The sequence below is a fragment of the Bacteroidota bacterium genome (assembly GCA_016722375.1).
In the GTDB taxonomy this organism is placed as follows: domain Bacteria; phylum Bacteroidota; class Bacteroidia; order Chitinophagales; family LD1; genus Bog-950.
Map to the genome: position 1 here is coordinate 151,861 of JADKJG010000005.1, position 25,801 is coordinate 177,661.

Sequence of the window (25,801 nt, forward strand, 5' to 3'; positions counted from 1 at the left end):
ATCAATGAATGCTCTAGTTATTTCAGGTGGTGGCAGCAAAGGCGCTTTTGCAGGGGGTGTTGCTGAGTATCTCATTAAAGACTGTAAAAAAGACTACGCACTTTTTGTAGGCACCTCGACAGGAAGTTTATTAGCTCCGTTTTTAGCATTGGGGGATATTGAGCGCATCAAAAAAATATATTCCACTATTAAACACGAAGATATTTTTACGACATCTCCTTTTGTATTTCATGTAAAAAACGGAATTATTCACACTCGCATTAACCACTGGGGCATTATCAGACAGTTCTTTAGAAAACAAAAAACCTTCGGCAATAGTGAAAACCTGCGAACACTGATTAAAAAATCATTTACATCTGAAAATTTTAAGCAATTAAGAGTTTTACAAAAAGAAGTAATAGTTACAGTAGCCAACCTCACTACCCGAACCACCGAATACAAATCTTCGCTCGATTACAACTATACTGATTTTTGCGATTGGATATGGGCCTCTGCTAACTTTATCCCTTTCATGAGTTTACTAACCAAAAACGGATCCGATTATGGCGACGGCGGCTTTGGAAATCTTATCCCGGTGCAACAAGCATTAAACAAGGGTGCATCAGTTATAGATGTCATTGTATTAAATCCCGAAAACATAATTTATAGGAATGTGCAGCTTCACAATGTTTTCGATGTGGTTACTCAAACCTTCGATTTTATGCTAAGCCAAATTGCAACCGATGATTTGCTCATTGCAAAACTTGAATCCACCAATCTCGCCATCGAAATTCATTTTTATTATACGCATCGTATATTAACCGAGCAGGCGTATATCTTTGATGCCAGCCAAATGAAGCAATGGTGGAAAGAAGGATATGAACTTTTTAAAAACCAAAAACCAAAAAGCCACTACCTCAAACCAACAGAATAGAGGTAATTAATTTTCTGTTTAACTATAGTTTTGATAGTTATATTCATTGCACAATGTAAGCATTCGGTGAACCAACATATTACATATCTGAATTTCTCTGTTCATCAAATACTTGCTTCGGTTTAGGCCCCGTATATTCTAAAGACTACTTGCATTTTGATACTGGAATCACCTACACTCCTTAACCTTTGTACATACAAAATTCTAAACGAATGCAAACAAATCGAATCCGCCTTTACCTCATACGCACAGTAGCCCCTTTCTTAACAGGTTTAAGCAGCGCAGCAGTTGTTGTTTTTGCTTTTCTCCTGCCATCTATACAAGACCAATATGACCGTTACCAATCACGCAAGGTTATCAATCAATATGAATCACTTGGTGATGATTTTTTTAAAGAGGAACATTACACAAATGCCGAAGCCGCCTATGCGAAAGCGTATGAGCTATCCGAATCAAAACGATTGGATATTGAAGTAAAACGAATGAATGCGACCGTCAATCGCATTAACGAAAATGAAGATTGGGGAAAAGCCCCACCTGAGGATATGGACGAAATAGATTACCAGTATTTACTCCATTTGCAGAAAAGTGATGAAGAAAAACAAAATCGCTTTTATACACTCAACAGCTATGGACGGTTTTTAGCAGGTAAGAGAAAATTTTCCGAAGCACAAAATGCTTTTGACGAAGCTATTAAACTGAACCCAGATGAAGCCTATACCTACATCCATCTCGGTAACCTCTATGACCAACAAAATAAAAAAGCTGAGGCCGAAAAAATGTATCTTAAAGCAATTTCACTAAACCCAGATGATGCCCGTGCACATTACAACCTAGGTCTACTTTACGCTGACCAACAAAAAACAAAACAAGCCGAGCGGGAATTTTACAAATGCCTTCAACTCGACAGCACTGACCAAGACGCGCAAGAGCAATACAAAGAGGTGAAAGAAAAAATTAGTAAGTAAAACCCCTTTGTCAAAAACGCATTATATTCTCTCTAAGAACTATTATGGAAACCTCAAAAACCTTAATGGAAAGGACGAAACAATCAATTGCTCCCATTTATAGCTGAAGGCTATTGTCTCAAATAACGTAGGTACAGCATACACCCCAAAGAAGTTAATAAGCTATAGCCCAAATCAATTCAATCAAAATAAAATCAGACACTTGCAGCGGAGAATCGGCGGTTAAAGAAAGAATCACTAACTTTGAGATTCTTGCTATAAAATAGCACACCGCATATATGGATTCAGTGCCAATGTGGAGGAGTTGCCGAGGCTAACTTGTACCCGGTGACCTGAAGCCTAGGAGCCCAACCTGATAAATATAATGGGCGCAGCGAAAAAGATGGAGCATCCACCTACACCATCTGTCCGAATCAAAAAAGGTCAGCTATTATATAGAAAGAGTCGAATTAGCTATTGTAGTCACGTAAATATTAAGTCTCCCTGATATGTCGCACAAGAAAAAAGTAATCGTTGTAGGTGGTGGATTCGCAGGAATACAGTTCATTAGAAAATTGAATGAAAAGCTATTTGATGTTCTTCTGATTGACAAAATAAATCACCATCAGTTTCAGCCGCTATTTTATCAGGTGGCTACTTCTCAAATCGAACCTTCGAGCATCTCCTTTCCTCTAAGAAATATCTTTAAGAACAAAACGAATGTTCAGATTCGTCTAGCAGAAGTATTGGGCGTTGACCAAACCAATAACAAAATTATCACCACGATTGGTAAGTTTGGGTATGATTATTTAGTTATTGCTATTGGGTGTAAAACCAATTTTTTCGGCAACCTCAATATTGGCAACCACTCCTTAACGCTCAAATCAACTTACGATGCGATTACTATTCGCAACCACATCCTGCTCACCTTTGAAAATATTATTTCGGCTAATGAAGCAGAAAAGGAAAGTCTTTTCAATCTGGTGATTGTTGGTGCCGGACCCACCGGAGTTGAATTGGCCGGTGCCTTTGCAGAAATTAAAAAGGATGTTTTGCCTACGGATTATCGAGGCATAGATTTTTCAAAATTTAATATCCTATTGATTGAAGGAAGCAAAGATACTTTGAACAATATGAGCGACACAGCCAAAGTAGTTTCAAAACAATATCTTCAACAGATGGGCGTAACTGTATATACCGAAACAATTGTCAAGGATTATGACGGGAACATTTTAACCCTTAGTACCGGCGAAAAAATAAAAACTAAGACTGTAATATGGACTGCCGGTGTTATAGGCAATAAAATAGAGGGATTTTCAAATAATATAGTCACCGCAGGAAACCGGCTTAAAGTGGACAGAACAAGCAAAGTGATTGAATGTGAAAATGTTTTTGCGATAGGCGACATTGCTCTTATGGAAACCCCCAAGTATCCCAAAGGGCATCCACAGGTTGCCAATGTCGCCATTAACCAAGCAAAGTTACTCGCAACAAATTTGAATTTGATAGCGCAAAACAAAAAGCCAATGGACTTTGAGTATCACGATCTGGGTTCCATGGCAACTGTTGGTAGAAACAAAGCTATTGTTGATCTTCCATTCTTTCAATTCAAAGGATACTTTGCCTGGCTCATTTGGATGTTTCTACATTTAATGCTGATACTCAGCGTAAGAAACAAACTCATTATATTCATAAATTGGGCATGGACATACATTACCAAGAATACATCACTTGGTCTCATACTGACTCAAGAGCAGAAAAAATAATTTTCAATTACTTCGACCGCCTCAACCGGTTATGGGCTAACCGGCTCAAGGCAAGCAGGAAAATAAATTCGTATCTTTGCGTCGTTGAAGAGGATTCTCGCGATATCGTGTCTGTTTGTTTTTCTGTGTGCCAACACTGAACTTTATCAGTTGTTAAAGTTGCCTGTTTTATTTCATCATTACCTAGAGGATCATCACTCAACCTTTACCGAATTCCTTTACGAACATTACAACAACAATCAAACCCATTCCGATAACCACCACCACGACCACCAGAATCTACCGTTCAAGACCACCGGTTGTGGTACCACTCATACTACCTTAGCCTTTAATAATCAGAACAACCTTTCCCTTTGCCGCCTGAATGATGGTTCGGAAAAAATTATCTCCATTTACAAAGAGGTAATTTATTCGTCTTCTATTTTCAACAAGGTCTGGCAACCTCCTCAGTTTAGTTAGTGCATTCACCCAGATTAGCATTCGGGTGAGACCATGCTACGGAAAGTCCGCAGCATCAATACATAGTGGATCCCTGCCATTAGTGCTTTCGTTTCATTAACTAAGTAATCATGCTCAATAAAATAATTTCGTTCTCTATAAAGAACAAGCCCATCATTGGCCTCTTCATTTTTGTTCTCATTAGTTACGGAGGGTACCAGCTATTTCAACTGCCCATTGATGCCGTGCCCGACATCACCAACAATCAGGTGCAGGTCATTACCGTTACCCCCTCTTTAGGTACTCCTGATGTAGAAAGGCTTATAACCTTCCCCATTGAACAAGCCAACAGCAACATTCCAGGCTTGAAAGAAATCAGAAGCTTCTCGAGGTTTGGCTTATCGCTCATCACCATTGTTTTTGATGATGACGTGGATATATACTGGGCTCGACAACAAGTAACTGAACGATTAAAATCGGCAGAACAACAAATTCCTAAGGGTATCGGCTCGCCGGAACTTGCGCCTGTTACTACCGGCTTGGGAGAAATTTATCAATATGTTCTAAAGCCCAAACCCGGTTACGAAACAAAATATGGTCCAACAGAATTAAGAACCATTCAAGATTGGATTGTACGTCGGCAATTGATTGGAGTTAAAGGAGTCGCCGACGTAAGCAGCTTTGGTGGCAGGGTGAAGCAATACGAAATTGCCATTGACCCCAATAAACTGAAATCATACAACCTCACCATTAACGATGTGTTCACTGCTTTGGAGAAAAACAATGAAAACACAGGCGGCGCCTATATTGAAAAGACATACACGGTTCTTTACATCCGCACAGAAGGATTAATTGGAAACATAGAGGACATCAAAAACATTGTGGTGAAAAATACCAATAATGGAACACCTCTTCTTATAAATGATGTAGCCGAAGTACACATTGGACACGCCACCCGTTATGGAGCCATGACCTACAATGATGAGGGTGAAGTGGCCGGTGCGGTGGTGATGATGTTGAAAGGTGCCAACAGCAGCAAAGTCATCAAAGACGTAAAAGAAAAAATCAAGCAAATACAAAAAACCTTGCCTGAAGGAGTGGAGCTGGAGCCATTTCTTGATAGAACAAAAATGGTGAATAACGCAATCAGCACCATTTCTAAAAATTTAATGGAAGGCGCACTGATTGTAGTCTTCGTGCTGGTACTATTTCTAGGAAACTTTCGGGCTGGAATTTTAGTCGCCTCGGTCATTCCCTTGTCTATGCTGTTTGCGGTGATTCTAATGAATCTATTTGGAGTAAGTGGAAACCTGATGAGTCTAGGTGCTTTAGATTTCGGCTTGATTGTGGACGGTGCCGTCATTATCGTAGAAGCAGTGATGCACGGTCTGACACACAACAAAACATTTAACAGTACGGCCCGAATCAATCAAAACGATATGGACAACAATGTACAGCACTCTGCAAGCAGGATGATGAATAGTGCTGTATTCGGACAGATAATCATCCTGATTGTTTACTTGCCAATATTCGCCCTTCAAGGAATAGAAGGCAAAATGTTTAAACCCATGGCGCAGACCGTTGCCTTTGCTTTGCTCGGTGCCTTTCTTCTTTCACTGACATACATCCCTATGATGAGTGCGCTATTTCTGAGTAAAAATATTTCTCACAAGAAAAATTTATCGGACAGAATGATGCAGTTCATTGAAACCTTCTACCAAAAATATTTGATAAAAGTGCTGAACTTTCCTAAAACTGTTATTGGGATTACAGTCGTCCTATTTGCCTTTGCCATTTATATTTTCTCACAAATGGGTGGAGAATTTATTCCCGAATTACCGGAAGGAGATTTTGCAGTTGAAACCAGAGTATTAACGGGTAGTAACATCACCACCTCCTCAGAGGCAATCATGAAATCAGCACACATCTTAAAAAATAAATTTCCTGAGATTGAAAAGATAGTCGGTAAAACGGGCAGCGGTGAAATTCCTACAGATCCCATGCCTATGGAAGCTTCGGATATGATGATTATCCTTAAAGATAAAAGTGAATGGACCTCGGCTAAAAGTTGGGATGAGCTTGCCGACAAAATGAGTGCTGCCCTGAAAGATGTACCTGGAGTAACCTACGGTTTTCAATATCCCGTTGCTATGCGGTTTAATGAACTGATGACCGGAGCGAAACAAGATGTGGTGTGCAAAATCTTTGGAGAGAATTTAGATACGCTCTCCAAATATTCAAAACTGTTAGGGGAAGTGGCAGCCAAAATAGATGGCGCCGAAAATATTTATGTTGAACCGATAGACGGACTTCCACAACTCATCATTAGATTCAATCGCAACGCAATAGCTCAATACGGTCTGAACATTCAAGACCTCAATAAAGTGGTCAACACCTCCTTTGCAGGACAAAGCAGTGGACTAATCTTTGAAGATGAAAAGCGCTTTGAATTGGTAGTTCGCCTAGCAGGGCCACAGCGACAGAATCTAGAAGATGTTCGAAACCTGCTCATTCCCACTTCACAGGGAACACAAATTCCATTGTATCAAGTAGCGGACATCTCTATTCAAGAAAGTATCAATCAAATCCAAAGAGATGATGCTAAGCGAAGAATCATTGTCGGATTTAATGTTCATGGCAGAGATGTTCAGAACATCGTAAAAGATTTAAAAGTCCAAATCGAAAAACAAATAAAACTACCGTCAGGCTACTACATTACATACGGAGGAGCCTTTGAAAATTTAATTGCGGCGAAAAAGCGCCTCAGTTTCGCCGTTCCACTTTCATTGTTGCTAATTCTTCTTCTATTACTTTTTGCTTTCAATTCTATCAAACACGGCTTGCTTATCTATTCGGCCATTCCACTTTCTGCTATTGGAGGAATTTTCTTTTTAGCTTTAAGAGGAATGCCATTTAGCATCAGTGCCGGTGTTGGCTTTATTGCACTTTTTGGTGTAGCGGTACTAAATGGAATTGTCCTTATTGCTGAATTCAACCGAATAAAAAGTAGTGGAGAAACGGACACCAAGCAAATAGTCTTGCAGGGAACAAAGCTTCGCTTGCGGCCTGTATTGATGACCGCTCTTGTTGCTTCACTTGGATTTTTACCTATGGCACTCAGCAACGGTGCAGGCGCAGAAGTACAGCGACCATTGGCAACCGTTGTAATCGGAGGTTTACTGATTGCGACATTCTTAACCCTTTTTGTCCTCCCTATACTCTATATTTTGTTTGAAAAGATTTCCTGGCCCACAACAAATAAGAAAGCAAGCATTACAGGAACAGCCATCCTTCTCTTGTATTTCTCTTCATTTCAAAATGCAAATGCACAAACACCCATCAGCCTACCAAGTGCAATTGACACCGCAATCAAAAATAATCTCTCGGTAAAAAATGAAAAGCTAAATGTTGAATATCAAAAGAAATTAAAGGCTGCGGCCATTGACATTCCACAAACTAATCTTACTGGAGAATATGGTCAAATAAATTCCTTCTACAAAGACACCAAGTTTGGAATCGCTCAATCCATCAGCTTTCCAGTTGTCTATGCGAAACAAAAATCGCTACAAAATGAAAACTACAAACTGAGCACCCTCAGCCTATCAGTAAAGGATGCAGAACTGAGACGGCGAGTAAGCGAAGTTTTTTATCAGCTAAATTACTTGAAGGAAAAGAAAAACATTTTACTAAAGAGTGACAGTATCTATACTTCATTTTTAGAAAAAGCATCACTCCGTTTCACCAAAGGCGAAAGCAATATCTTGGAAAAAACAGCCGCCGAAACACAAAGGGGGCAAATTTATATTCAACTGAAGCAATTAGAGCAGGAGAATGAAATTTTACAAATCAAATTTCAATTGTTGCTCAACACCCCAACCGTTTTCATACCCATAGAGGAACCGCTGAAACTACTTTTTACTGCAAGCCATGACACTTCTTCGGTAAGCGGGCATCCAACCATACAAATCTTACAACAAGAGAAAACCATTTCGCATACAAATACTCAGCTGCAACGATCAAAACTCCTTCCCGACTTGCATTTAGCATATAGTAATATGAGTATTCAAGGAACCGGAGCTGATAATCTGCTATACACCAGATCAACCCGGTTTAATTCCGTGCAGTTTGGTCTTGGTATCCCGTTGTTCTTTGGATCACAAAAGGCAAAAATAAGTGCCGCGAAAACATTGGAACTGATTAGTGAAAATAATTTTCAGTCGGGGCTACAAACATTGAAAGCCGAATATGAAATGGCTTACAAGAAATTTGAAACGCAATTAGCCGTCGTCAACTATTTTGAAGACACTGCCCTACAAAATGCAAATACTATTAGCCGGACAGCAGACCAACAATTTGTAAATGGTGACATCAATTATCTGGAGTGGACAATGCTGACCAACAATGCAATCAACATTCAAAGTAACTACACCGATGCAGTCAACGAACTAAATCAAACAATCATTCAACTCAGTTTCTTAACTTCTAAATAAATTTCGATCATGATAGATGTTAAGACGACCAAGGGTTTGCAAACTATTCTTGAACCCTTTCAGGCATTAAAGAATAAAGTATTTGCTAAATTGTATTGGGGACAAACCATCAGTTTAATGGGCGATGCTTTTACATGGGTTGGTTTGGCATTGTTGGCTTACCAGTTAGACAAAAAGCACTCTGCCGTTATCCTTGCAACAGCACTTACATTAAGGGTTGCTGCCTTTATTATTTTCTCCCCATTTGCAGGTGTGTTAGCCGATAAAGTTGACCGAAAGAAAATATTATTAATCACACATTTTATTCGCATGGCAATCATTTGTTGCCTTCCGTTTATTACAGAAGAATGGCAAATTTATGTGTTGGTGTTTTTGCTCAATGTTTTCAATGCTTTTTTCACACCAACATATCGTGCCATTATTCCGCAGGTAATTGAAGGAAAATATTATCGTGAAGCAGTAGGCCTATCAACCGCCACTTACCAACTTTTAGGAATATTGGGTCCTGCATCAGCAGGAATAGTAGCAGTGTGGTTAGGTGCAAGAGAAATATTTTTTGTAGATGCCGCTTCTTTTGTCATTGCTGCCGTGTTCATTTTATCAATTCCAAAACAAGAACTTCAAAATGGTGTTTCTGACGAAGCAAGACAAGAACATAATACTTGGGGCAATGTCATTAAGGGAATACGACTATTATTCGGAAACAAAAATTTACGGTTTGCTCTAAGCATTGAATTTGTTTCAGCCATTGCAGGTGCAATGATTTTAGTAAATACCATCAGCCATGTAAAAAATGATTTACACTTAACTGATAGATATTATGGTTGGGTAATGGCTGCATTCGGATTCGGAGCTGCAATAGCAGCATTTCTTGCAGGCAGTTTAGATAAATCAAAAACAAGAAGTATTTCATTGATAAGCGGTGCTTTCCTTTTAGGCATCACTATTTATATCACTAACTATGTGCCTTACGCAGTAATGATTGTTTTGTGGCTTGTTGCCGGTTTAGGACAAAGCTTGGCTGAAATGCCTTCCGAAACTTTAATTGCCGAAAACATCGCATCAGCAGACCAAGGAAAAGTATATGGCTCTCACTTTGCATTTTCCCATTTATGGTGGGCAATCGTATATCCAATTGCAGGATTTTTAGGAACTGCTTTTCCAAATTCTGATTTCTTATTTGGTGGACTGCTGACAGTTGTTTGCGGTGTAACAGCCATTATAATTTTCAAACCTTCATTCAATTCTTTAAATCAAAACTCAATAATCAACAATTAAAAACATTAATCATGACAAAATATATCATCCTATTCATAGCATTTGCAGTTCTCACATCTTGCGGAGGTAAACCGACCAAAACAGAAAGTGTAGAAACACTCATGGAAAATTCTGTTGAGTTGACCGACGCACAACTCAAAAACTCGGAAATACAAATAGGGGTCCTTCAACAGCAAGATATTTCCTCCTTACTAAAAGTCAGTGGGTTGATTGATGTGCCTCCACAAAATATGGTTTCGATTAGTGTGCCAATGGGCGGGTACCTAAAAGCAACAAAACTGTTAGAAGGTATGCATATCCGCAAAGGAGAAATTATCGCTACGATGGAGGATCAGCAATATATTCAACTGCAACAAGATTATCTCACGGCAAAAGCACATTTCACCTCTATTGAAAAGGAGTTTCTGCGGCAAAAAGATTTAAACCAAAGCAAAGCCGGCAGCGACAAAGTTTTTGAAAATGCACAAGCAGACTATGTTTCACAAAAAGTACTGATAAAGTCCTTATCCGAAAAACTAGTTTTAATCAACATAAATCCCGAGCAACTCAACGAAAATAATATCTCTAGAAGTATAAATATTCCTTCTCCCATTGAGGGCTTTGTTTCATCCGTGAAAATAAATATCGGAAAATATGTTTCACCGACGGATATCTTGTTTGAATTAGTAAATCCGACGGACATTCATTTAGCATTAACCGTCTTTGAGAAAGATTTGGACAAGCTATTTATAGGACAAAAAATCATCGCTTACACCAACAATCAACCCAGCAAGAAATATGAGTGCAAAATCATTCTGATTGGAAAGAGTTTGTCGCTTGAACGAGCTGTTACTGTACATTGCCACTTTGAACAATACGACCAATCGCTAATACCCGGAATGTATATGAATGCTGAAATAGAAGTTGCTACTCATAATGCTTTTGTCATTCCAAATGAAGGCTTAGTCCGCTTTGAGGGGAATCAGTATGTATTCACACAAATTAAAAATCACCAATATCGTATGCAGGAGGTAAGCACCCAAAACACCGAAAATGGTTACACTCAAATTTCTTTCCCAGATAGTGTCGATATCAGCAAGAACGTTTTTGTTATCAAGGGCGCCTACACTCTCTTGATGAAAATGAAAAATACAGAGGGAAAATAAAAGGACTTTGCAATATACGGTCACTACAAGCCACTATACTATAAACAGAGTAGCACCTAAACTTGCCGTTATCCTCTACGCGCCACCCCTCCGCATTATTTTTACTTTTGATTGATGAATATTGCTAATCGCCTCGGCCATATTTTTGAGCCCGAACTACTTGAGGAATTGGACCGACGAGCACAACTGGTTTCCTTAAAAGAAGGGGAAAGTATTATAGCCAGCGGACAGACTATCCGGGCCATGCCCATAGTACTTTCCGGTACACTTAAAATATCCAGAGTAGATGAAAATGGTCGTGAATTACTGCTCTATTATGTGAACCCGGGAGAGAGTTGTGCCATGACCTTTACTTGCTGTATGCAGCAATATGCGAGCGACATAAAGGCAGTGGCAGACAATGAGGTTGAGCTGCTTTCTATTCCTGTGGCTGGCATGGATGAGTGGCTGGTGAAATATCCTACTTGGACAAGTTTCGTTATGAAAACTATTCATACCCGTTTCAATGAGCTGCTGAAAACTATTGACCAGATTGCCTTTCAAAAACTCGATGAACGTTTAGTTTATTATCTAAAGGAAAAGTCGAAAACAAGTGGTTCTACCTTACTAAACCTTTCGCATGAACAAATCGCCGTCGAAATGGCAACCTCCCGCGAGGTGATATCGCGCTTATTAAAAAAGCTGGAAAATGATCAGAAGCTGCTGCTCTATAGGAATCAAATTAAACTTCTACCAAATTTGTGACTAAAGTCACTGTATAGCAACCTTGCTTGCCCCATCTTTGCATCGCAGTTTTAGTCCACCATAAAATCACGAGCCATGACAAAGAATATCGGAGTCGCAGACAAAATCATCAGAATCCTCTTGGCAGCGGGTATTGCTGTGCTCTATTTCACCAATCAAATTAGCGGTACTTTAGCGCTCATACTGGCTGTGGTAGCGGTCGTTTTATTAGCCACCAGTTTTATTAATTTTTGTCCGATTTATTTTGCACTCGGAATTTCTACCAATAAAAACAAAAAGCCATGAGTCATAAAATCGAAACCCAATGGATGGGTAAAATGCAATTTAATACCTTAATAAACGGTCATACCGTTGTCATGGATGGACCGGAGCGTGCCGGGGGTGAAGATCGCGGGCCAATTCCTAAGCCGTTTATGTTGTCTGCTCTTTCAGGTTGCACCGGCATGGATGTGGTTGCCCTGCTACGCAAAGCCGAAAAGCCCGTAGATGATTTGAATATTGTAGTGAGTGGTGAAATAAGCAAGCGAGCACCTATAGAATATACAGCCATCCACGTGGTATATGATTTTAAAGGACCGGAAGAAAATAAACAGGCCGCCTTTACTGCCGTGACAGATTCACAGGAGAAATATTGTGGGGTAAGTCACATGCTTAAAAAAATTCTTCCAGTCACTTGGGAAATAAATTATAACAGTGTGCAAATTTTCAATAATAAAAAAGAGTCTGTAGCACTTTAATTGAGTTACATGATGAAACTACTTTTTGAATACAAATTACTGTTGGCAGGCGTTTTGATTGGTGGGCTAGGTGGCTATCTTTATTATCACTTCGTTGGTTGTGCCTCTGGCACTTGTATCATCACATCAAAACCCCTCAACAGTATCTTGTATGGCGCTATGATGGGTGGATTGTTATTCACTGGATTTAAAAAAGCGGAAACCAAACAAAATAAAATAACATGATAGAGCAACTAAAAAACATTTTCGGCTTAGGTCCTCAGGTGGATCTTAAAGAACTGGTACAACGCGGGGCGCAAATCATTGATGTGCGGACAAAGGCTGAATACCAACAAGGGCACCTGAAGGGTTCGGTCAACATTCCGTTGGACAAGCTTGCTGGTCAATATGCCAAAATCAACAAAGATAAGCCGGTCATTACCTGTTGCGCATCCGGCATGCGTAGCGCCCAGGCCAAATCCATGCTTCGGTCAAATGGATATTCCGACGTGCATAATGGCGGCGGTTGGGTAAGTTTGAAAAATAAAATCGGTTAACAAATTAAATCTTGATAAAATGAACACAATCGGAATTGACAAAACAAAAGCGACACAACTAGCAGCGAAGTTGAATAGTCTGTTGGCCGACTATATGATGTTCTACCAAAATACAAGAGGTTTGCATTGGAACATTAAAGGCGAAAAGTTTTTTGAACTGCATCTAAAGTTTGAAGAGCTATATAACAACCTCTTGCTAAAATTAGATGAAGTTGCTGAGCGCATCTTAACCCTAGATGCCAAGCCGCTTCACACCTTTGACGACTACCTAAAAACATCCTCAATAAAAAGTCTCAAGAATATTTCACAACCCGAACCCGCTATGAAAAGCATTCTGGATGCCTTCAAGGTTATATTGATTAAGCAAAGAGAGTTGCTTGACATTTCGCAAGCGGCAAATGACGAGGGCACTAACGCTTTGATGAGTGATTACATTCGGGAACAGGAAAAATTGGTATGGATGTATTCTTCATATCTCAACAAATAAAAATGAAAGACCGTATATTAAATGGTTGGAATCTCACGCGAGTGATTTACGTACTCATGGGGCTTTTGTTGATCATTTATTCCGTCATGGAGCAACAGTGGTTTGGATTAGTAGTGGGTGGCTATTTTGCTGCTATGGGTATTTTTTCCTTTGGCTGCGCCGCTGGGCAGTGCGACGTCCGTAGTCAGCGAACCGATTTCCATCAAAAGAAATCAGCTAGCAGTGAAGCCATAGATTTTGTTGAATCAACCAAGGACTAAAATGTCCACCTTTTCAGAGCTAATTCATTCAGACAAGCCGGTGTTGGTAGATTTTTCTGCCGAATGGTGTGGGCCTTGTAAGATGATGAAACCTATTTTAGCAGAACTTAAATCTAAAATTGGCGATCAGGCTACCATTATTAAGGTAGATGTGGACAAAAGCCCGCAGGCCGCGAGCACTTATCAGATTCAAGGAGTACCAACTTTGATACTCTTCAAGAATGGAGAGGTAAAGTGGCGGCAGTCCGGCGTTGTTCCGGCTAATCAATTAGAGCAAATAATCAGACAACATATTTAATGCTGCTCCCACGAAGGGGCACCGGTACTAATAAAGAGCCGATGGTGGGACTCGAACCCGCGACCAACGCATTACGAATGCGCTACTCTACCAACTGAGCTACATCGGCTTATAAAATCAATCTTTAATAGTCGGTAATCAATCCTAACGCTGTTTCTCCATCCACAACTGTATCGCCTTTCTTTACCGCCACCTTTACATTATGTGGTAAAATCAGGGTCACCTGACTTCCAAGTTTGATGAGTCCAATCACCTCACCTTGCCGGACTAACTGCTGTGGGGTCACATAATCCTCTATTCTGCGTGCCAGAAAGCCCGCAATCTGAATCACCTTATATCTTTTCCCGGACATCGTTTCAAACAACAGTTCATTGTGCTCGTTCTCAAAACGGATACCATATTCATTGCTCATGCTCACCGCATTGTTGAAGCTGCCGGTAACATATTTTTCAGACAATAGTTTGCCGCTAGAGGGCGCACGCTGATAATGGACATTCGCTACATTTAATTGGATAGAAACCATCGTGCCTGCAGTATCCACATCTTCTGTCCACACGTTGATAGCGCCGAACTGCTCTTTTGTTACCGTTAATGATTCACGATTCCAGGGATTTATTGAAACGACCGTTCCGTTGGCAGGGCTAACAAATATATGTTCATCGTTGGGCACATTTCTTTCCGGCTGGCGTAAGAACCAAAAGCGATAATAAGCCACCAAAAACAAGAGGATAATATTGAGCCAAAGAAGAATCCTTAAAAAAACTTTCATGGTCCAAAACTAAAAGAATGGGGGGAGCAAGCAACTATTTCATCTCGGCAAGCTCCGGGTCAGCAAACTCATAATATCCCTTGCTGTTCACTGATATTTCTGGTAAGCGATTATTCTTCTCAAAGAACTGATAGCCCTGTGCCAAGTTTGTCCAGAGGTCATGATATACTTTATATTCATCGCGACCACGGTGTCTATCCATATTCTCCGCTGTAGGTTTGAATGGAAATATATGTACTGGAATTTTTGTTTGTCCCTGATTGCGTGCTTTAACAGCAACAATATAGATGTCTTCAATATAATCGTCGCTCATAGCGATACAGCCAATACTCACATCACTTCCATGAATAAAAATACTTCCTCCTCTACGTGCGGCCGTACTCAACATTCGATCTGATTCATTTGGATAATTGATACCCAACGATAAGTGGTAATTGCTAAAAGGATTAAAGTTGCTGACATGATAGCAACCCTCCGGTATTTGTCGGTCACCCTCCTCCCGCTTGGGGCCAAGTGTACCCGAATTGCCATACATTCTAAACTGATTGAACAGTACAAATTTTTTATCCGGTCTCTGTAACCATACCTCCATCTCTCGTTCTTCCTTAAAAACCCGGATGTACATATTGCCGAAGCGCTCCGGTGGAATCCCAAACTTTTCGCATCGCTCGTTTATCAACTGCTCTTTTTCCTTATAGGCTTGATAAACCCGGCTATATGTTTTTTGAACATCCTCAAAGCTCTGCTTTCCGGGTGAAAACGCAGACCCAAAAGAGAAAACTAGTATGAGTATAAAAAGATTAACCGGTTTCATAATTCTTAAACGAAAATACCACTTCCTTTACTGTGATACAATTCCAATATAATTATACGTAAAATAATATGGGATGGTTATTTTTTGAAGCAAACATTAACAATCCACACCTTGTATTATAATAAGTAGTTTAATTAAAAAATAAGAGGCTTATTATTAGGGGCGTGGGAAACGGGATAACTAATTATTTCAAAGATTTGAAAATGCCCAATGTTTAAAAAACACACCTTACCAACAGGGAGTGTTATTGTGGAGTTCTTCATAGCATTGAAATTCACAGGTTATACACAGCCTGTTGATTAGCCAGTGGAAACCAAAATGGGATAAGTAAAACAGAAACAAATGTGGATAGTGTTGTGTATTTCGGAGAAGTTAAGCACCTGAGTTTTTGGAACAGAGAGGATGTAAAGCCCGCTTCCTTTTCAAATAAACTTACCTGTGATTTACCCACAGGTTTTTAGGGTAATCAACAAGGCATTTGTGAACAAACATTTTATTTGCGATAGAGATTAGAGCTATCAATATATTCCCAGACCTTATCGGGAAGAAAAAACTGCATTGACACCCCGTTCTTGATGTTTTCTCTGATAAAGGTGGCTGAAATGTCTAAAAATGGGAAGTCTAGAAAGTGAATATTAGATTGATTTGGAAAAGGATTTTCATCAAAGCCCCGACGGCGATAAACGAAGAACTCATTTTGTTGTAGCAAGAGTTCATAATTTTTCCATTTGTGAAGCGTGGTTAGATTGTCACTTCCCATGATTAACGAAAATTGATGCTGCGGATATTTTTCTTTTAGGTGTACCAGAGTGTCAATGGTATAAGACGGCTTTGGGAGGCTAAACTCAATGTCACTAGCCTTTAGGTTATTATTGTCTTCTATGGCGAGATTGATCAAATGAAGGCGGTCATATTCTTTCAGTAAGGAACCTTTCTCTTTCAATGGGTTTTGAGGAGATACCACAAACCACACCTTCTTTAATTCGGTGATTTCGCAGATATAATTCGCAATAATCAGATGACCAATATGAACCGGATTGAAGGAACCAAAAAACAGACCGATTTTCATGATCGGTCCCGATTGCTAAAATCCTTTGTAGACAACCAGTCTCGGCGGAAGGCAAACAGGGTGAGGCCGATTGCAATAATTAGCATTGCTGCTACTACTTCATAGAAACCATAAGGATCGTTGGCGTGTGGAATGTTTATAAAGTTCATGCCATACAAGCTGGCTAAAAAAGTAAGGGGCAGCAAAACGAACGAAACACCGGTCAGGGTTTTCATCACGTTGTTCATTTTGTGTGTTTGCAAGGAATAATACAAATCCATCAGAGAGGCTAGCTGGTCACGCTGAAAATCAATTTCATCCACGTTTCGCTGCATGTGGTCTTGCAGGTCGCGCAGGTAATATTTGTTGGCCGTATCAAAATAGGAAATTTCAAATCGAATCAGGTTGTTTATCAAGTCGCGCACCGGAAGAATATTTTTACGGATGTATAACACATTCCCCTTTAGGCCTTGTAACAGTGCCAAGTGGTTATCTTTAGGACTGCTGAGTATTTCCAGGTCCAACACCTCTATTTCTTCACCAATTTGTGCGAGGACTAAATAGTAGTTGTCAATAATTACATCGAGTAAAGTATAAAGAAGATAGTCCTCGCCGTTCTTCCGTAAATTGCCGCTGCCGAGGGCAATTTTCTCTCCTACAGATTTTTTAAATAAACCGGTTTCTACTTCTCGAAAGGTGAGCAGCGCATTATCGTGCAACACAAAACTAATTTGCTGATCATCAATTTTACCCTCTTTGAGAAAGAACATGCGCAAAACTATATAGAGCATGTCGTCATATTCTTCAATCTTGGCTCGCTGATTCGGATTCGTAATATCGTCGAGTACCAACGGGTGAATTTTAAAAGTGTCTGCTACGCGCTGCATAAACACCCTATCGCTGATCCCCACCACATTGTACCAGTTCACATGACTGTGTTGGACTAAAGAACTACACTCTTCCGGAGATACATTTTCGAAGAAAGTGTATTCCTGAGCATTATAATGGTAATAAGAAATTCTACTGGAACTGTTTTCCATCATTATTCAATGAATGCAAAATAAGAATAAAGATAGATTTGCCGGGCAGGAATCTCCTCTCTATGCCAGAAAAAATTAGTAGCCTTCAAAATCCACGCATTAAAGAGATCAAAAAACTTTTGACGAAATCTTCTGAGCGAAAAGAGCAGAATCGTTTCGTTATAGAGGGTGCGAGAGAGATTGTATTGGCGCATAGGGCGGGATATCAATTGGAGGCCATTTTTATTTGTGAGGAGCTGTTAAAGATAGATCCGGAATATTCTATTGAAGATATTTTTCAAAAAGGAGGTGAGCGAAAACCCATCTATCTTTCTACCGAAGTCTATCACTCATTGGCATATAGAGAAACCACCGAAGGAATTATTGCGATAGCAATACCACAAACGCACCATGTAAAAGATATGAGGCTTTCTGCTGTACCTTTTATTTTGGTGATTGAAGCAGCCGAAAAACCAGGAAATCTTGGTGCGATGCTGCGTACAGCAGATGCAAGTGGAGTGGATGCAGTGATCATCTGCGATTCCAAAACCGATTTGTACAATCCTAACACTATCCGTTCAAGTATCGGCACCGTGTTTACTAATCAAATTGTTATTTGCGAAACCAAAGAGGCCATTGATTTTCTAAACACAAATGGTATCCAAATATTTGCTGCCGAATTGAATGCAACCAAGCCACATTTTCAAGCAGACTTCAAAAAGCCGACAGCGATTGTAGTAGGCTCTGAGGCACACGGCTTGAGCGATGAATGGATACAGACGGCCAATCACCGGATTAAAATTCCTATGAAGGGCCGGGTGGACTCGCTCAATGTTAGCGTGAGTGCAGCGGTACTGCTCTATGAAGCCTTAAGACAAAGAGCAGAATGAATATCGAAAAGCAAAGCAAGAGCGACCCCTATGCGGTGCTGCGCATTGCCGACTATAGGAACCTTCAGGTAGCGCGCTTTGCCTTGACATTTGCGATACAGATGGCAGAAACCATTTTAGGCTGGAAGGTTTATGAAATCACACACGATAAGTTAGCGTTAGGCTTGATTGGTTTGAGTGAGGCCCTACCATTTATTCTTACCTCTTTTTATTCCGGCCATGCGGCAGATACTTTTAACCGATACCGGATTGTGAAGCGGGCCATGTTTGTCCTTTTTCTTTGTTTCATGGGTATTGCCTTTTTGCTGAAGGATGACGCGGGCTTACTGCATACGGAGGGAATTTATCCTGTTTATATCCTTCTTGGTCTATCCGGAATCGCTCGGGCATTTATGGCACCTTGTATGCAGGCCATCATGCCACAGATACTTCCAAGAAATTTATATGCTAATGGTGCCACATGGAACAGTAACATCTGGCAGACCGCAGCCGTTACCGGGCCAGCTTTTGGTGGTTTGTTATATGGAATGCTGGAAAGTAAGTTCAATTCTGATGTGGGTGAAATAGCTGTTTTTTCTCTTGCCCTAACGATTCTTCTGTTGTCTTTATTTGCCTTCAACCGGTTGCGGGTGCGCGAAAATCCGCCGAAGGAGAAAGTGGAAGCCATCTTAGAATCTTTGAAAGCGGGCATTCGTTTTGTATTTCATAAAGAGGAAATGCTAGCTGCTATCTCGCTAGATTTATTCGCGGTGTTGTTTGGTGGCGCCATTGCCCTGCTTCCGGTTTTTGCCAGCGACATTCTTCATGTAGGCCCCGAGGGATTAGGATTGTTGCGAGCGGCACCATTCTTCGGCTCCGTGATAATGGGCTTATTTCTAGCTCATTATCCACCGGTACAAAATGCCGGAAGAAACTTGTTCATCTCGGTAGCTTGTTTCGGTCTGGCGATTATCGGCTTTGCTTTTTCACGCGATTTCTACCTTTCAATTTCTTTATTATTTCTCACCGGTTTGTTTGATAGTGTTTCGGTGGTGATTCGCGGAACAATTCTTCAGGTGATGACACCGGATAACATGCGTGGAAGAGTTGGTGCTGTGAATCAAATGTTTATTTCCTCTTCAAATGAAATAGGAGCTTTTGAAAGTGGCTTAGCGGCAAAGTTGATGGGTACAGTGCCCTCCGTAATTTTTGGCGGTAGTATGACTTTGCTCGTGGTGGTGGTGGTTTTTCTTCTTTCGCCTAAGATGAGAAAGCTAAAGATGTAGAAATCTGTTAGGATAGGGTGCCATAAGAAAGAGCATATCTCAGATCCGTATTAATTTAGTTATGATCTATTACCAGAAGCCGTTCTCGCTTTTCCTATGAATCTTGGGTATGAATTAGTAATAAGTCCAAAAAAGCAAGTCCTCAGCTATCCTGCACACTTCTTGAGCGAAGCAGCACACATTTAGTGCTAATCACAGCAGCTTTTGTCTAGAAGTGTGCAGATCTTCACAAGATCACAACACATTCTGTCTAAAGCTGCACACATCTTCACAGAATCACAACACATCTTGCCTAAAGCAGCACACATCTTGTCTAAATGTGTACAGCTTCGCTCGCAATGTGTACTGATTCGCTGACGATGTGCTCTACTTTGGTAAAAAGCCGTTTTTGTCTTCCAACAAAGCCGAATTGTCTGATTTGCTGTCAAGTTGGCAGGACAAAGGCTGTATTCTTCGGGCTATATCTTTCGGTTGATGGTAAACTCTATTAACTCACCGATGGATTTGCGTGCTTCGGAATCGGGAATCTCCATTAGAATTTCTACAGCTTCTTTCCGATAGGCATTCATCTTTATGGTGGCATAGTCCATACCGCCTTCGCTGCGCACCAGATTTAGAATCCAGCGCACCTTTTCAGTGTTTTGATTGTCGTTCTTCACGATGTTAATCATCTTTCGTTTAGTAATCCAGTCCACTTTGTTTAAGGTATAAATGAGTGGCAAGGTCATTTTTCGTTCCTTGATGTCAATACCACGCGGCTTTCCAATTTCGGCTTCTTCATAATCAAAGAGGTCATCTTTAATCTGAAAAGCCATGCCGATTTTTTCGCCGAGCAATTTCATCCGGCTAATCATGGCTTCATCTGTGGTGGTTGTAACCGCGCCACAGGTGCAAGCGGAGGCAATGAGCGAAGCTGTTTTTTGTCGGATGATTTCAAAATAAATATCCTCGTTGATGTCCAGCCGCCGCGCTTTTTCTAATTGAAGCAATTCTCCTTCACTCATTTCGCGAATAGTGTTGGAAAGAATTTGAAGCAACCGGTACTGGTTATTTTCTATAGAGAGGAGCAGCCCTTTGGCCAGCAGATAGTCACCCACCAAAACGGCTATCTTATTTTTCCATAGAGCATTGATTGAAAAGAAGCCCCGTCGTTTGTACGAATCATCCACCACATCATCATGTACCAGCGTGGCTGTGTGAAGTATCTCTACGAGCGAAGCAGCCGTATAGGTGGCCTCATTGATGTCCCCACATACTTTGGCAGCAAGAAAAACAAACATGGGGCGCATCTGTTTGCCTTTTCTGGTAACAATATAGTGCGTAATTCGGTCGAGCAAAGGGGCTTTGCTACGCATAGATTCCCGGAAACGAATTTCAAACTCATCCAACTCTTTCGCGATAGGTTTCCGGATGTCGTTCAGGTGCAATTCCATTGCCGCTAAAGTAAACTTTCGGACATATTTATTGCGGATACACCGGGATTCAGCAATCCTTGCTAAAGCCTAACTCGTCCATCGTTTCGGCAAGCTCCTGATAGATCAATTCTTTTTGAAGACCAAACTGCTCTAAGGAATATTCATGGCTACTGTGGTAATTTCGATTGCTTAATTTTTCAGCCTCTAGTTTTTCAAGGAACTTCTCCGAAGCTGTCCAGCCGAAGTGCTGATAAATTTTTAATACTTCTCCCTTAGGGTCGCGCAAGAGATCATCATATTTCAACTCTACAAATTGATTATCCGGAATCGTGGTCTTCATCTCTCTCGAATATTTATAGAAATCAATTCCCAGTTGCGCCCAGGCTTTTTTTGCAGGAGAGTTATCCGAAATTTCTGGAGAATGCCAGCGATACATAGAACTGCACATACTGACAAAAGAAGGTAATGCCTGATACGGATGCCTGGAGATATAGATGAAACGAGCATCAGGAAATCTTTGAAGCAGTGATTTGAATCTGCCGGTACTCATCACATTTTTCGCCAAATATGTTTTATTGGGCCCGGTGGCAAAAACAAATCGCTGCACGCTGCTTTCGTAAAAATCCATGACGGAGTTTCTTATCTCTATGGGTTCGCGGTCAAGAAATTTATTGCCGTGAATCAGATGCAGGTATGGAAAGGGAATAAAAACGCCGGGGCTCATCAGCGCTTGAGCAAAAACTTGTTCATCTTCTTCTGCCTTGTCAAAACGCATGGAATGTATGTCGTTCCATCCTCCCCATAATGCCTTGTCTATTTGGTTAATGACTTTTCTGATTATGTTGCCAGAGCGAGCATCAATCCATCTAAAAATGGCTGTGAAACGAACAAAGGAAGTGGTCATTTGGAAGGTATAGAGAAAGTGGGTGTAGGTAAACCTATCTTCATCTAAGCTGACCAGGCGATGTAGGTAAGTAGTGCCGCTGCGAGGATTGGCGATGATAAATACCGGTTCTTTAATTTTTATCTTTTTGAAGTCTCGATAAAAGAGCTCATCGCAAATCCTGAATATCAGGTGCAAAACTTGACTCAGGAAGAAAAGAAAAATAAAGAGAATGGAAAGCAGCCATATTTTCCATTTGAATTGCCGGTATGTTTCTCGGATAATTTTGCCGAGAATATCATATCGGACAAAATAGAACGAGGCCTTGAAATATTTCATCTTCCAAGGCCAGATGTAAATGAATATGTTTGACACATAATTGCCAAAGTTATTTTCTTTAACATCACAACATGTTATCCAGCCGCCAAATTTTCTTAAACTCTATTGCTCAAACCAGCGTGGCTCCATTAATGTTGGAAATCGAGCGCGCGAAGGGTATATACCTATATGGAGTAGATGGCAAAAAATATATAGATCTGATCGCCGGAATTTCAGTCAGTAATCTGGGACATTCACATCCCAAGGTAGTAGAAGCAGTAAAGGAGCAGGTCGAAAAGTATATGCACCTGATGGTGTATGGTGAGTTTGTGCAAAGTCCGCAGGTGAGATATGCTCATCGTTTGATTGAGTTGCTGCCCGCCTCGCTCAACAATGTGTACTTCACCAATTCCGGTGCCGAAGCCACAGAAGGAGCCATGAAACTTGCCAAGAGATTTACGGGCAAAACGAAATTTGTTTCATTTAAGAGTTCTTACCACGGTAGTACGCAAGGCGCACTGAGCGTGATGGGAGACGAAAGCTTTAAAAGAAAGTTCAGGCCCCTTTTGCCGGATATCTTGCAACTGGAATATGGAAACGAGCAGGGCTTAGATGCGATTGATCAATATACGGCCGCCGTTATACTGGAACCTATTCAGGCAGAATCGGGAGTGACCATTCCATCTGATAGTTTTATTAAAAAACTACGGACGGTTTGTAATGACACCGGAGCATTACTCATTCTGGATGAAGCTCAGACTGGCTTAGGTAGAACCGGAACGTTATTTGCTTTTGAGCACTATGGTATTGTTCCCGACATTCTTCTGCTCGCCAAATCATTGGGAGGAGGGATGCCGCTGGGTGCATTTATAGCGGCTAAAGAAATGATGAAGTCACTTTCCGAAAATCCGGCTTTGGGGCATATCACCACTTTCGGCGGTCATCCGGTTTGCTGCGCAGCAGGGCTTGCAGCGTTGGAGGTTTTACTAAAAGAAAACCTTGTTTCTAAGGTGGAAGAAAAGGGAAAATTGTTTGACCAATTATTGAATCATCCCCGAATAAAATCAAAAAGAAGAATCGGCTTATTGATGGCTTTGGAATTCGATAGTTTTGAGCAGAATAAAAGAATCATTGATCAGAGTATAGAACTCGGCCTTTTGACCGATTGGTTTTTGTTCGCCCCGCATTGCATGCGTATCGCGCCCCCGTTGATTATATCAGAAGATGAAATCAGGACGGCCTGTAAAATTATTCTCCAAGCCCTTGAAGCAAATTGATATTTTTATAGCCACTAACACACCCCATGGGCAAAACCAAGAATTTCTTTAAATCAGGATTCGGGAAAATTGTAGCTTACTTCCTTCAGGGGCTGCTATTGATTGCGCCTACTTTTGTAACGCTATATGCGCTGTTCTATTTCTTCAATTTTTTTGATTCTCGAGTTAACGACTTATTTGAAAATATTTTTCATTCTCGCTTTCCCGGCTTGGGATTGGTAACTATTTTCTTGTTCATTACTTCCATCGGATTCATAGGCTCGCTAGTCATTGTGCAGCCGCTACTACATCTTATAGATTTTCTTTTAGAAAAGACTCCTTTGGTGAAGGATATTTATTCGTCGCTAAAAGATTTTTTTGGTGCTTTTATCAGTAACAAGAAAAAGTTTAACAAGCCGGTGATGTTTGAATTAGGAAAAGGCAGCGGTGTTTTTAAGCTTGGATTTATCACCCAGGAAGATTTAAGTGATTTGAATATCAAGGATAAGGTGGCCATCTATACCCCGCTTTCTTATAACCTCTCAGGCATTATGTACATCGTTAATCAGGATCAGGTTCAAGTGTTGCACGATGTGGGCACTACAGACATAATGAAGTTTATTGTAAGTGGAGGAGTGACCAAACTTGAAGAGGAAGAAGAGGAAGCTATCATAATCCCGCCAACAACCGTTCAGCGAGAGCCTGGTATTTAGTTTTTTGAGCAGCGCTAACTATTTCTTCTAGTAGAGATTTAGCAGATTTAACTTGCCCCTGCTTAATAAGCAACCGAGCCATAAAATATTTTGAGGCCTGCTGATAGAAATCATTCTTTGATAAGGTTAACTGTTTAAAATACAATAAGGATTTTTCATTAGCCTCTATTTGATAAAGTGTATAGGCATAACAGATCATCCAATACTCTTTCTCTGCTGCTTCTATGTTGCAATTTTCGCCTTCCTCCAAAAACTGCACCGCCGCCTGATAATTTTTTATTCGGCTTTGGAAAATCCCATAATCAATAAACGGTTGGCAACTGTCGGGGTATTGGCGCATCGTCCTTTGGTAAATCAACGGCAGATACCACTCAGGAGTCTCTGCTTTAATTATCTGCTGATAGTTTGCCATCGTAAATTCCTTGTAGGATAACAAACGAGTTGCTAAAAGATATTCAGGATAATAGGCATTGGAGTCAATGCTCGAGATGAATCGATTCAGTGTGTCAGAGTATTTTATATTTTGATTGCTGAACATCATCAAGCCTTTGTAAAACAAATCCATCTGGGCATTATAATACTTAGAATAATCAGAAAAACATTTAAGCGCCTGATCGAAATAGCCCAATTCGCTATAGATGAATGCAGCATTTAAATAGGAGGACTCGTCCACACTTTTCTTGGACATAGCCGAATCTAAATAGCGCAGCGCATCATTCATGCGGCCATCATAAAAAAACTCGGATCCAATATCACAACGAATCCCTGCCAGATCGGGAAACTGACGGGCGATAAACTCATATATTTCTATCGCCTCGTCAAAACGACCTCGCTCCTTAAATTTTCGCGCATACTCTGCCAGTTGGTAAGCTTGTTCGCCGGTTTCATCCTTTTTTATTTTAAGCAATTCGGCTATTTGATTCTCCAATTCAACTTTCATCAGCGCCATAGCATAGACAGTGCAAAGCCCCTGATGAATATCTACTCGTTGCTTATCTAGTTGAAGACATTTTTTCCACCATCGTTCTATTTCGATTACTGATTTAGTCGGGATAATTTTGACCTCCTCTGCTATTGTGCCAATACCACTTGTAAAAATAGATTCGTCGGGTTTAGCTATGGTCTTGATATTGGGTAACTTACCTAACGCTTGGTTCAGACATACATTACCCTTCATCATAAGTGCATCTACATTCGTAGAATCAGCGCGCAATAAAGAATCCAGATAAAGATTAGCTGCAAGGTAGTCCTCGCGTACAATAAAATCGGTGGCGGTCGCAACCAAGCCTTTTTGAGCAACGAGTGAACCAAGAGTAAAAAATAGTGAATAGAAAAGGAGCAGATACTTCTTCATATCACGGACATAAACTTC

The 25,801-nt window shown here is 40.6% G+C and carries 26 protein-coding genes and 1 tRNA gene; 19 read left to right on the forward strand and 8 right to left on the reverse strand.

Annotated elements, in window-relative coordinates; genetic code table 11:
* The first annotated feature begins 4 nt into the window (after nt 1-4).
* The 15 genes from IPP77_08000 to trxA all read left to right on the forward strand — a co-directional run bounded on the left by IPP77_08000 (nt 5) and on the right by trxA (nt 14,039).
* Nucleotides 5-913: a patatin-like phospholipase family protein gene (locus IPP77_08000; protein MBL0309604.1), complete on the forward strand. Its 909-nt coding sequence runs from the start codon at nt 5-7 to the stop codon at nt 911-913.
* Nucleotides 914-1,125: 212 nt separating this feature from the next.
* A complete protein-coding gene (locus IPP77_08005) occupies nt 1,126-1,881 on the forward strand; it encodes a tetratricopeptide repeat protein (protein MBL0309605.1) in 756 nt (251 codons plus the stop codon).
* A 488-nt stretch (nt 1,882-2,369) separates the two neighbouring features.
* A complete protein-coding gene (locus tag IPP77_08010) occupies nt 2,370-3,626 on the forward strand; it encodes an NAD(P)/FAD-dependent oxidoreductase (GenBank protein MBL0309606.1) in 1,257 nt (418 codons plus the stop codon).
* A gap of 84 nt (nt 3,627-3,710) precedes the next feature.
* A complete protein-coding gene (locus IPP77_08015) occupies nt 3,711-4,085 on the forward strand; it encodes a hypothetical protein (GenBank protein MBL0309607.1) in 375 nt (124 codons plus the stop codon).
* A gap of 110 nt (nt 4,086-4,195) precedes the next feature.
* Nucleotides 4,196-8,554, forward strand: coding sequence for a CusA/CzcA family heavy metal efflux RND transporter (locus IPP77_08020; GenBank protein MBL0309608.1), 4,359 nt, complete (start codon nt 4,196-4,198; stop codon nt 8,552-8,554).
* Nucleotides 8,555-8,563: 9 nt separating this feature from the next.
* Complete coding sequence (locus IPP77_08025) at nt 8,564-9,832, forward strand: MFS transporter (protein MBL0309609.1); 1,269 nt, start codon at nt 8,564-8,566, stop codon at nt 9,830-9,832.
* Nucleotides 9,833-9,843: 11 nt separating this feature from the next.
* Nucleotides 9,844-10,977: an efflux RND transporter periplasmic adaptor subunit gene (locus IPP77_08030; GenBank protein MBL0309610.1), complete on the forward strand. Its 1,134-nt coding sequence runs from the start codon at nt 9,844-9,846 to the stop codon at nt 10,975-10,977.
* Between the two features lie 114 nt (nt 10,978-11,091).
* Nucleotides 11,092-11,721, forward strand: a complete 630-nt coding sequence (locus IPP77_08035) for a Crp/Fnr family transcriptional regulator (GenBank protein MBL0309611.1) — start codon at nt 11,092-11,094, stop codon at nt 11,719-11,721.
* A gap of 75 nt (nt 11,722-11,796) precedes the next feature.
* Nucleotides 11,797-12,006, forward strand: coding sequence for a DUF2892 domain-containing protein (locus tag IPP77_08040; GenBank protein MBL0309612.1), 210 nt, complete (start codon nt 11,797-11,799; stop codon nt 12,004-12,006).
* A complete protein-coding gene (locus tag IPP77_08045) occupies nt 12,003-12,458 on the forward strand; it encodes an OsmC family protein (GenBank protein MBL0309613.1) in 456 nt (151 codons plus the stop codon). The genes IPP77_08040 and IPP77_08045 overlap by 4 nt, the downstream gene beginning before the upstream one ends.
* Before the next feature lie 12 nt (nt 12,459-12,470).
* A complete protein-coding gene (locus IPP77_08050; GenBank protein ID MBL0309614.1) occupies nt 12,471-12,683 on the forward strand; it encodes a hypothetical protein in 213 nt (70 codons plus the stop codon).
* A complete protein-coding gene (locus IPP77_08055; GenBank protein MBL0309615.1) occupies nt 12,680-12,994 on the forward strand; it encodes a rhodanese-like domain-containing protein in 315 nt (104 codons plus the stop codon). Before IPP77_08050 ends, IPP77_08055 begins: the two co-directional genes overlap by 4 nt.
* Nucleotides 12,995-13,013: 19 nt before the next feature.
* Nucleotides 13,014-13,481 (forward strand): DNA starvation/stationary phase protection protein, encoded by a 468-nt coding sequence (locus IPP77_08060; protein MBL0309616.1) that lies wholly within the window; start codon nt 13,014-13,016, stop codon nt 13,479-13,481.
* 2 nt (nt 13,482-13,483) lie between these two features.
* Complete coding sequence (locus IPP77_08065) at nt 13,484-13,741, forward strand: hypothetical protein (GenBank protein ID MBL0309617.1); 258 nt, start codon at nt 13,484-13,486, stop codon at nt 13,739-13,741.
* 1 nt (nt 13,742) lies between these two features.
* Nucleotides 13,743-14,039, forward strand: coding sequence for a thioredoxin (trxA, locus tag IPP77_08070; protein ID MBL0309618.1), 297 nt, complete (start codon nt 13,743-13,745; stop codon nt 14,037-14,039).
* A gap of 36 nt (nt 14,040-14,075) precedes the next feature.
* On the opposite strand, the gene IPP77_08075 is transcribed toward trxA, so the two are convergent.
* From IPP77_08075 to corA, 5 genes are all read right to left on the reverse strand, one after another.
* Nucleotides 14,076-14,148, reverse strand: a tRNA-Thr gene (locus IPP77_08075).
* A gap of 15 nt (nt 14,149-14,163) precedes the next feature.
* Nucleotides 14,164-14,808, reverse strand: coding sequence for a phosphatidylserine decarboxylase (locus IPP77_08080; GenBank protein ID MBL0309619.1), 645 nt, complete (start codon nt 14,806-14,808; stop codon nt 14,164-14,166).
* A 34-nt stretch (nt 14,809-14,842) separates the two neighbouring features.
* Nucleotides 14,843-15,622 carry a L,D-transpeptidase family protein gene (locus IPP77_08085; GenBank protein ID MBL0309620.1) on the reverse strand — a complete coding sequence of 260 codons (780 nt, stop codon included), beginning with the start codon at nt 15,620-15,622 and terminating at the stop codon, nt 14,843-14,845.
* Between the two features lie 493 nt (nt 15,623-16,115).
* Nucleotides 16,116-16,691, reverse strand: a complete 576-nt coding sequence (locus IPP77_08090; GenBank protein MBL0309621.1) for a nicotinate-nucleotide adenylyltransferase — start codon at nt 16,689-16,691, stop codon at nt 16,116-16,118.
* Complete coding sequence (gene corA, locus IPP77_08095; GenBank protein ID MBL0309622.1) at nt 16,688-17,713, reverse strand: magnesium/cobalt transporter CorA; 1,026 nt, start codon at nt 17,711-17,713, stop codon at nt 16,688-16,690. Before corA ends, IPP77_08090 begins: the two co-directional genes overlap by 4 nt.
* Nucleotides 17,714-17,772: 59 nt before the next feature.
* Here corA and IPP77_08100 point away from each other — a divergent pair, with 59 nt between their 5' ends.
* Entirely contained in the window at nt 17,773-18,579 is an 807-nt protein-coding gene (locus tag IPP77_08100; GenBank protein ID MBL0309623.1) for an RNA methyltransferase, read from the forward strand.
* A complete protein-coding gene (locus IPP77_08105) occupies nt 18,576-19,844 on the forward strand; it encodes an MFS transporter (protein MBL0309624.1) in 1,269 nt (422 codons plus the stop codon). Before IPP77_08100 ends, IPP77_08105 begins: the two co-directional genes overlap by 4 nt.
* Before the next feature lie 458 nt (nt 19,845-20,302).
* Here IPP77_08105 and IPP77_08110 read toward each other — a convergent pair whose 3' ends face one another.
* Both IPP77_08110 and IPP77_08115 read right to left on the reverse strand, forming a co-directional pair.
* On the reverse strand, nt 20,303-21,277 hold the full coding sequence (locus tag IPP77_08110; protein MBL0309625.1) for a polyprenyl synthetase family protein: 975 nt from the start codon (nt 21,275-21,277) through the stop codon (nt 20,303-20,305).
* Nucleotides 21,278-21,326: 49 nt separating this feature from the next.
* Complete coding sequence (locus IPP77_08115) at nt 21,327-22,517, reverse strand: sulfotransferase (GenBank protein MBL0309626.1); 1,191 nt, start codon at nt 22,515-22,517, stop codon at nt 21,327-21,329.
* A gap of 35 nt (nt 22,518-22,552) precedes the next feature.
* Between IPP77_08115 and IPP77_08120 the strand changes: the two genes are divergently transcribed.
* Both IPP77_08120 and IPP77_08125 read left to right on the forward strand, forming a co-directional pair.
* Nucleotides 22,553-23,737, forward strand: coding sequence for an aspartate aminotransferase family protein (locus tag IPP77_08120; GenBank protein MBL0309627.1), 1,185 nt, complete (start codon nt 22,553-22,555; stop codon nt 23,735-23,737).
* 26 nt (nt 23,738-23,763) lie between these two features.
* Nucleotides 23,764-24,429, forward strand: coding sequence for a DUF502 domain-containing protein (locus IPP77_08125; protein ID MBL0309628.1), 666 nt, complete (start codon nt 23,764-23,766; stop codon nt 24,427-24,429).
* Here IPP77_08125 and IPP77_08130 read toward each other — a convergent pair.
* Nucleotides 24,386-25,783: a hypothetical protein gene (locus IPP77_08130; GenBank protein ID MBL0309629.1), complete on the reverse strand. Its 1,398-nt coding sequence runs from the start codon at nt 25,781-25,783 to the stop codon at nt 24,386-24,388. The genes IPP77_08125 and IPP77_08130 overlap by 44 nt on opposite strands.
* Nucleotides 25,784-25,801: the final 18 nt, after the last annotated feature.

Excerpts from the sequence above, each read along its gene's own strand:
- IPP77_08055 (MBL0309615.1), top strand. The coding sequence starts at position 12,680 with ATGATAGAGCAACTAAAAAACATTTTCGGCTTAGGTCCTCAGGTGGAT.
- IPP77_08065 (MBL0309617.1), top strand. The coding sequence starts at position 13,484 with ATGAAAGACCGTATATTAAATGGTTGGAATCTCACGCGAGTGATTTAC.
- IPP77_08000 (MBL0309604.1), top strand. The coding sequence starts at position 5 with ATGAATGCTCTAGTTATTTCAGGTGGTGGCAGCAAAGGCGCTTTTGCA.
- IPP77_08105 (MBL0309624.1), top strand. The coding sequence starts at position 18,576 with ATGAATATCGAAAAGCAAAGCAAGAGCGACCCCTATGCGGTGCTGCGC.
- IPP77_08085 (MBL0309620.1), bottom strand. The coding sequence starts at position 15,622 with ATGAAACCGGTTAATCTTTTTATACTCATACTAGTTTTCTCTTTTGGG.
- IPP77_08100 (MBL0309623.1), top strand. The coding sequence starts at position 17,773 with ATGCCAGAAAAAATTAGTAGCCTTCAAAATCCACGCATTAAAGAGATC.
- IPP77_08090 (MBL0309621.1), bottom strand. The coding sequence starts at position 16,691 with ATGAAAATCGGTCTGTTTTTTGGTTCCTTCAATCCGGTTCATATTGGT.
- IPP77_08030 (MBL0309610.1), top strand. The coding sequence starts at position 9,844 with ATGACAAAATATATCATCCTATTCATAGCATTTGCAGTTCTCACATCT.
- IPP77_08005 (MBL0309605.1), top strand. The coding sequence starts at position 1,126 with ATGCAAACAAATCGAATCCGCCTTTACCTCATACGCACAGTAGCCCCT.
- IPP77_08060 (MBL0309616.1), top strand. The coding sequence starts at position 13,014 with ATGAACACAATCGGAATTGACAAAACAAAAGCGACACAACTAGCAGCG.
- trxA (MBL0309618.1), top strand. The coding sequence starts at position 13,743 with ATGTCCACCTTTTCAGAGCTAATTCATTCAGACAAGCCGGTGTTGGTA.
- IPP77_08125 (MBL0309628.1), top strand. The coding sequence starts at position 23,764 with ATGGGCAAAACCAAGAATTTCTTTAAATCAGGATTCGGGAAAATTGTA.
- IPP77_08120 (MBL0309627.1), top strand. The coding sequence starts at position 22,553 with ATGTTATCCAGCCGCCAAATTTTCTTAAACTCTATTGCTCAAACCAGC.
- IPP77_08130 (MBL0309629.1), bottom strand. The coding sequence starts at position 25,783 with ATGAAGAAGTATCTGCTCCTTTTCTATTCACTATTTTTTACTCTTGGT.
- IPP77_08050 (MBL0309614.1), top strand. The coding sequence starts at position 12,471 with ATGAAACTACTTTTTGAATACAAATTACTGTTGGCAGGCGTTTTGATT.
- IPP77_08080 (MBL0309619.1), bottom strand. The coding sequence starts at position 14,808 with ATGAAAGTTTTTTTAAGGATTCTTCTTTGGCTCAATATTATCCTCTTG.
- IPP77_08110 (MBL0309625.1), bottom strand. The coding sequence starts at position 21,277 with ATGGAATTGCACCTGAACGACATCCGGAAACCTATCGCGAAAGAGTTG.
- IPP77_08020 (MBL0309608.1), top strand. The coding sequence starts at position 4,196 with ATGCTCAATAAAATAATTTCGTTCTCTATAAAGAACAAGCCCATCATT.
- IPP77_08040 (MBL0309612.1), top strand. The coding sequence starts at position 11,797 with ATGACAAAGAATATCGGAGTCGCAGACAAAATCATCAGAATCCTCTTG.
- IPP77_08035 (MBL0309611.1), top strand. The coding sequence starts at position 11,092 with ATGAATATTGCTAATCGCCTCGGCCATATTTTTGAGCCCGAACTACTT.
- IPP77_08025 (MBL0309609.1), top strand. The coding sequence starts at position 8,564 with ATGATAGATGTTAAGACGACCAAGGGTTTGCAAACTATTCTTGAACCC.
- corA (MBL0309622.1), bottom strand. The coding sequence starts at position 17,713 with ATGATGGAAAACAGTTCCAGTAGAATTTCTTATTACCATTATAATGCT.
- IPP77_08010 (MBL0309606.1), top strand. The coding sequence starts at position 2,370 with ATGTCGCACAAGAAAAAAGTAATCGTTGTAGGTGGTGGATTCGCAGGA.
- IPP77_08045 (MBL0309613.1), top strand. The coding sequence starts at position 12,003 with ATGAGTCATAAAATCGAAACCCAATGGATGGGTAAAATGCAATTTAAT.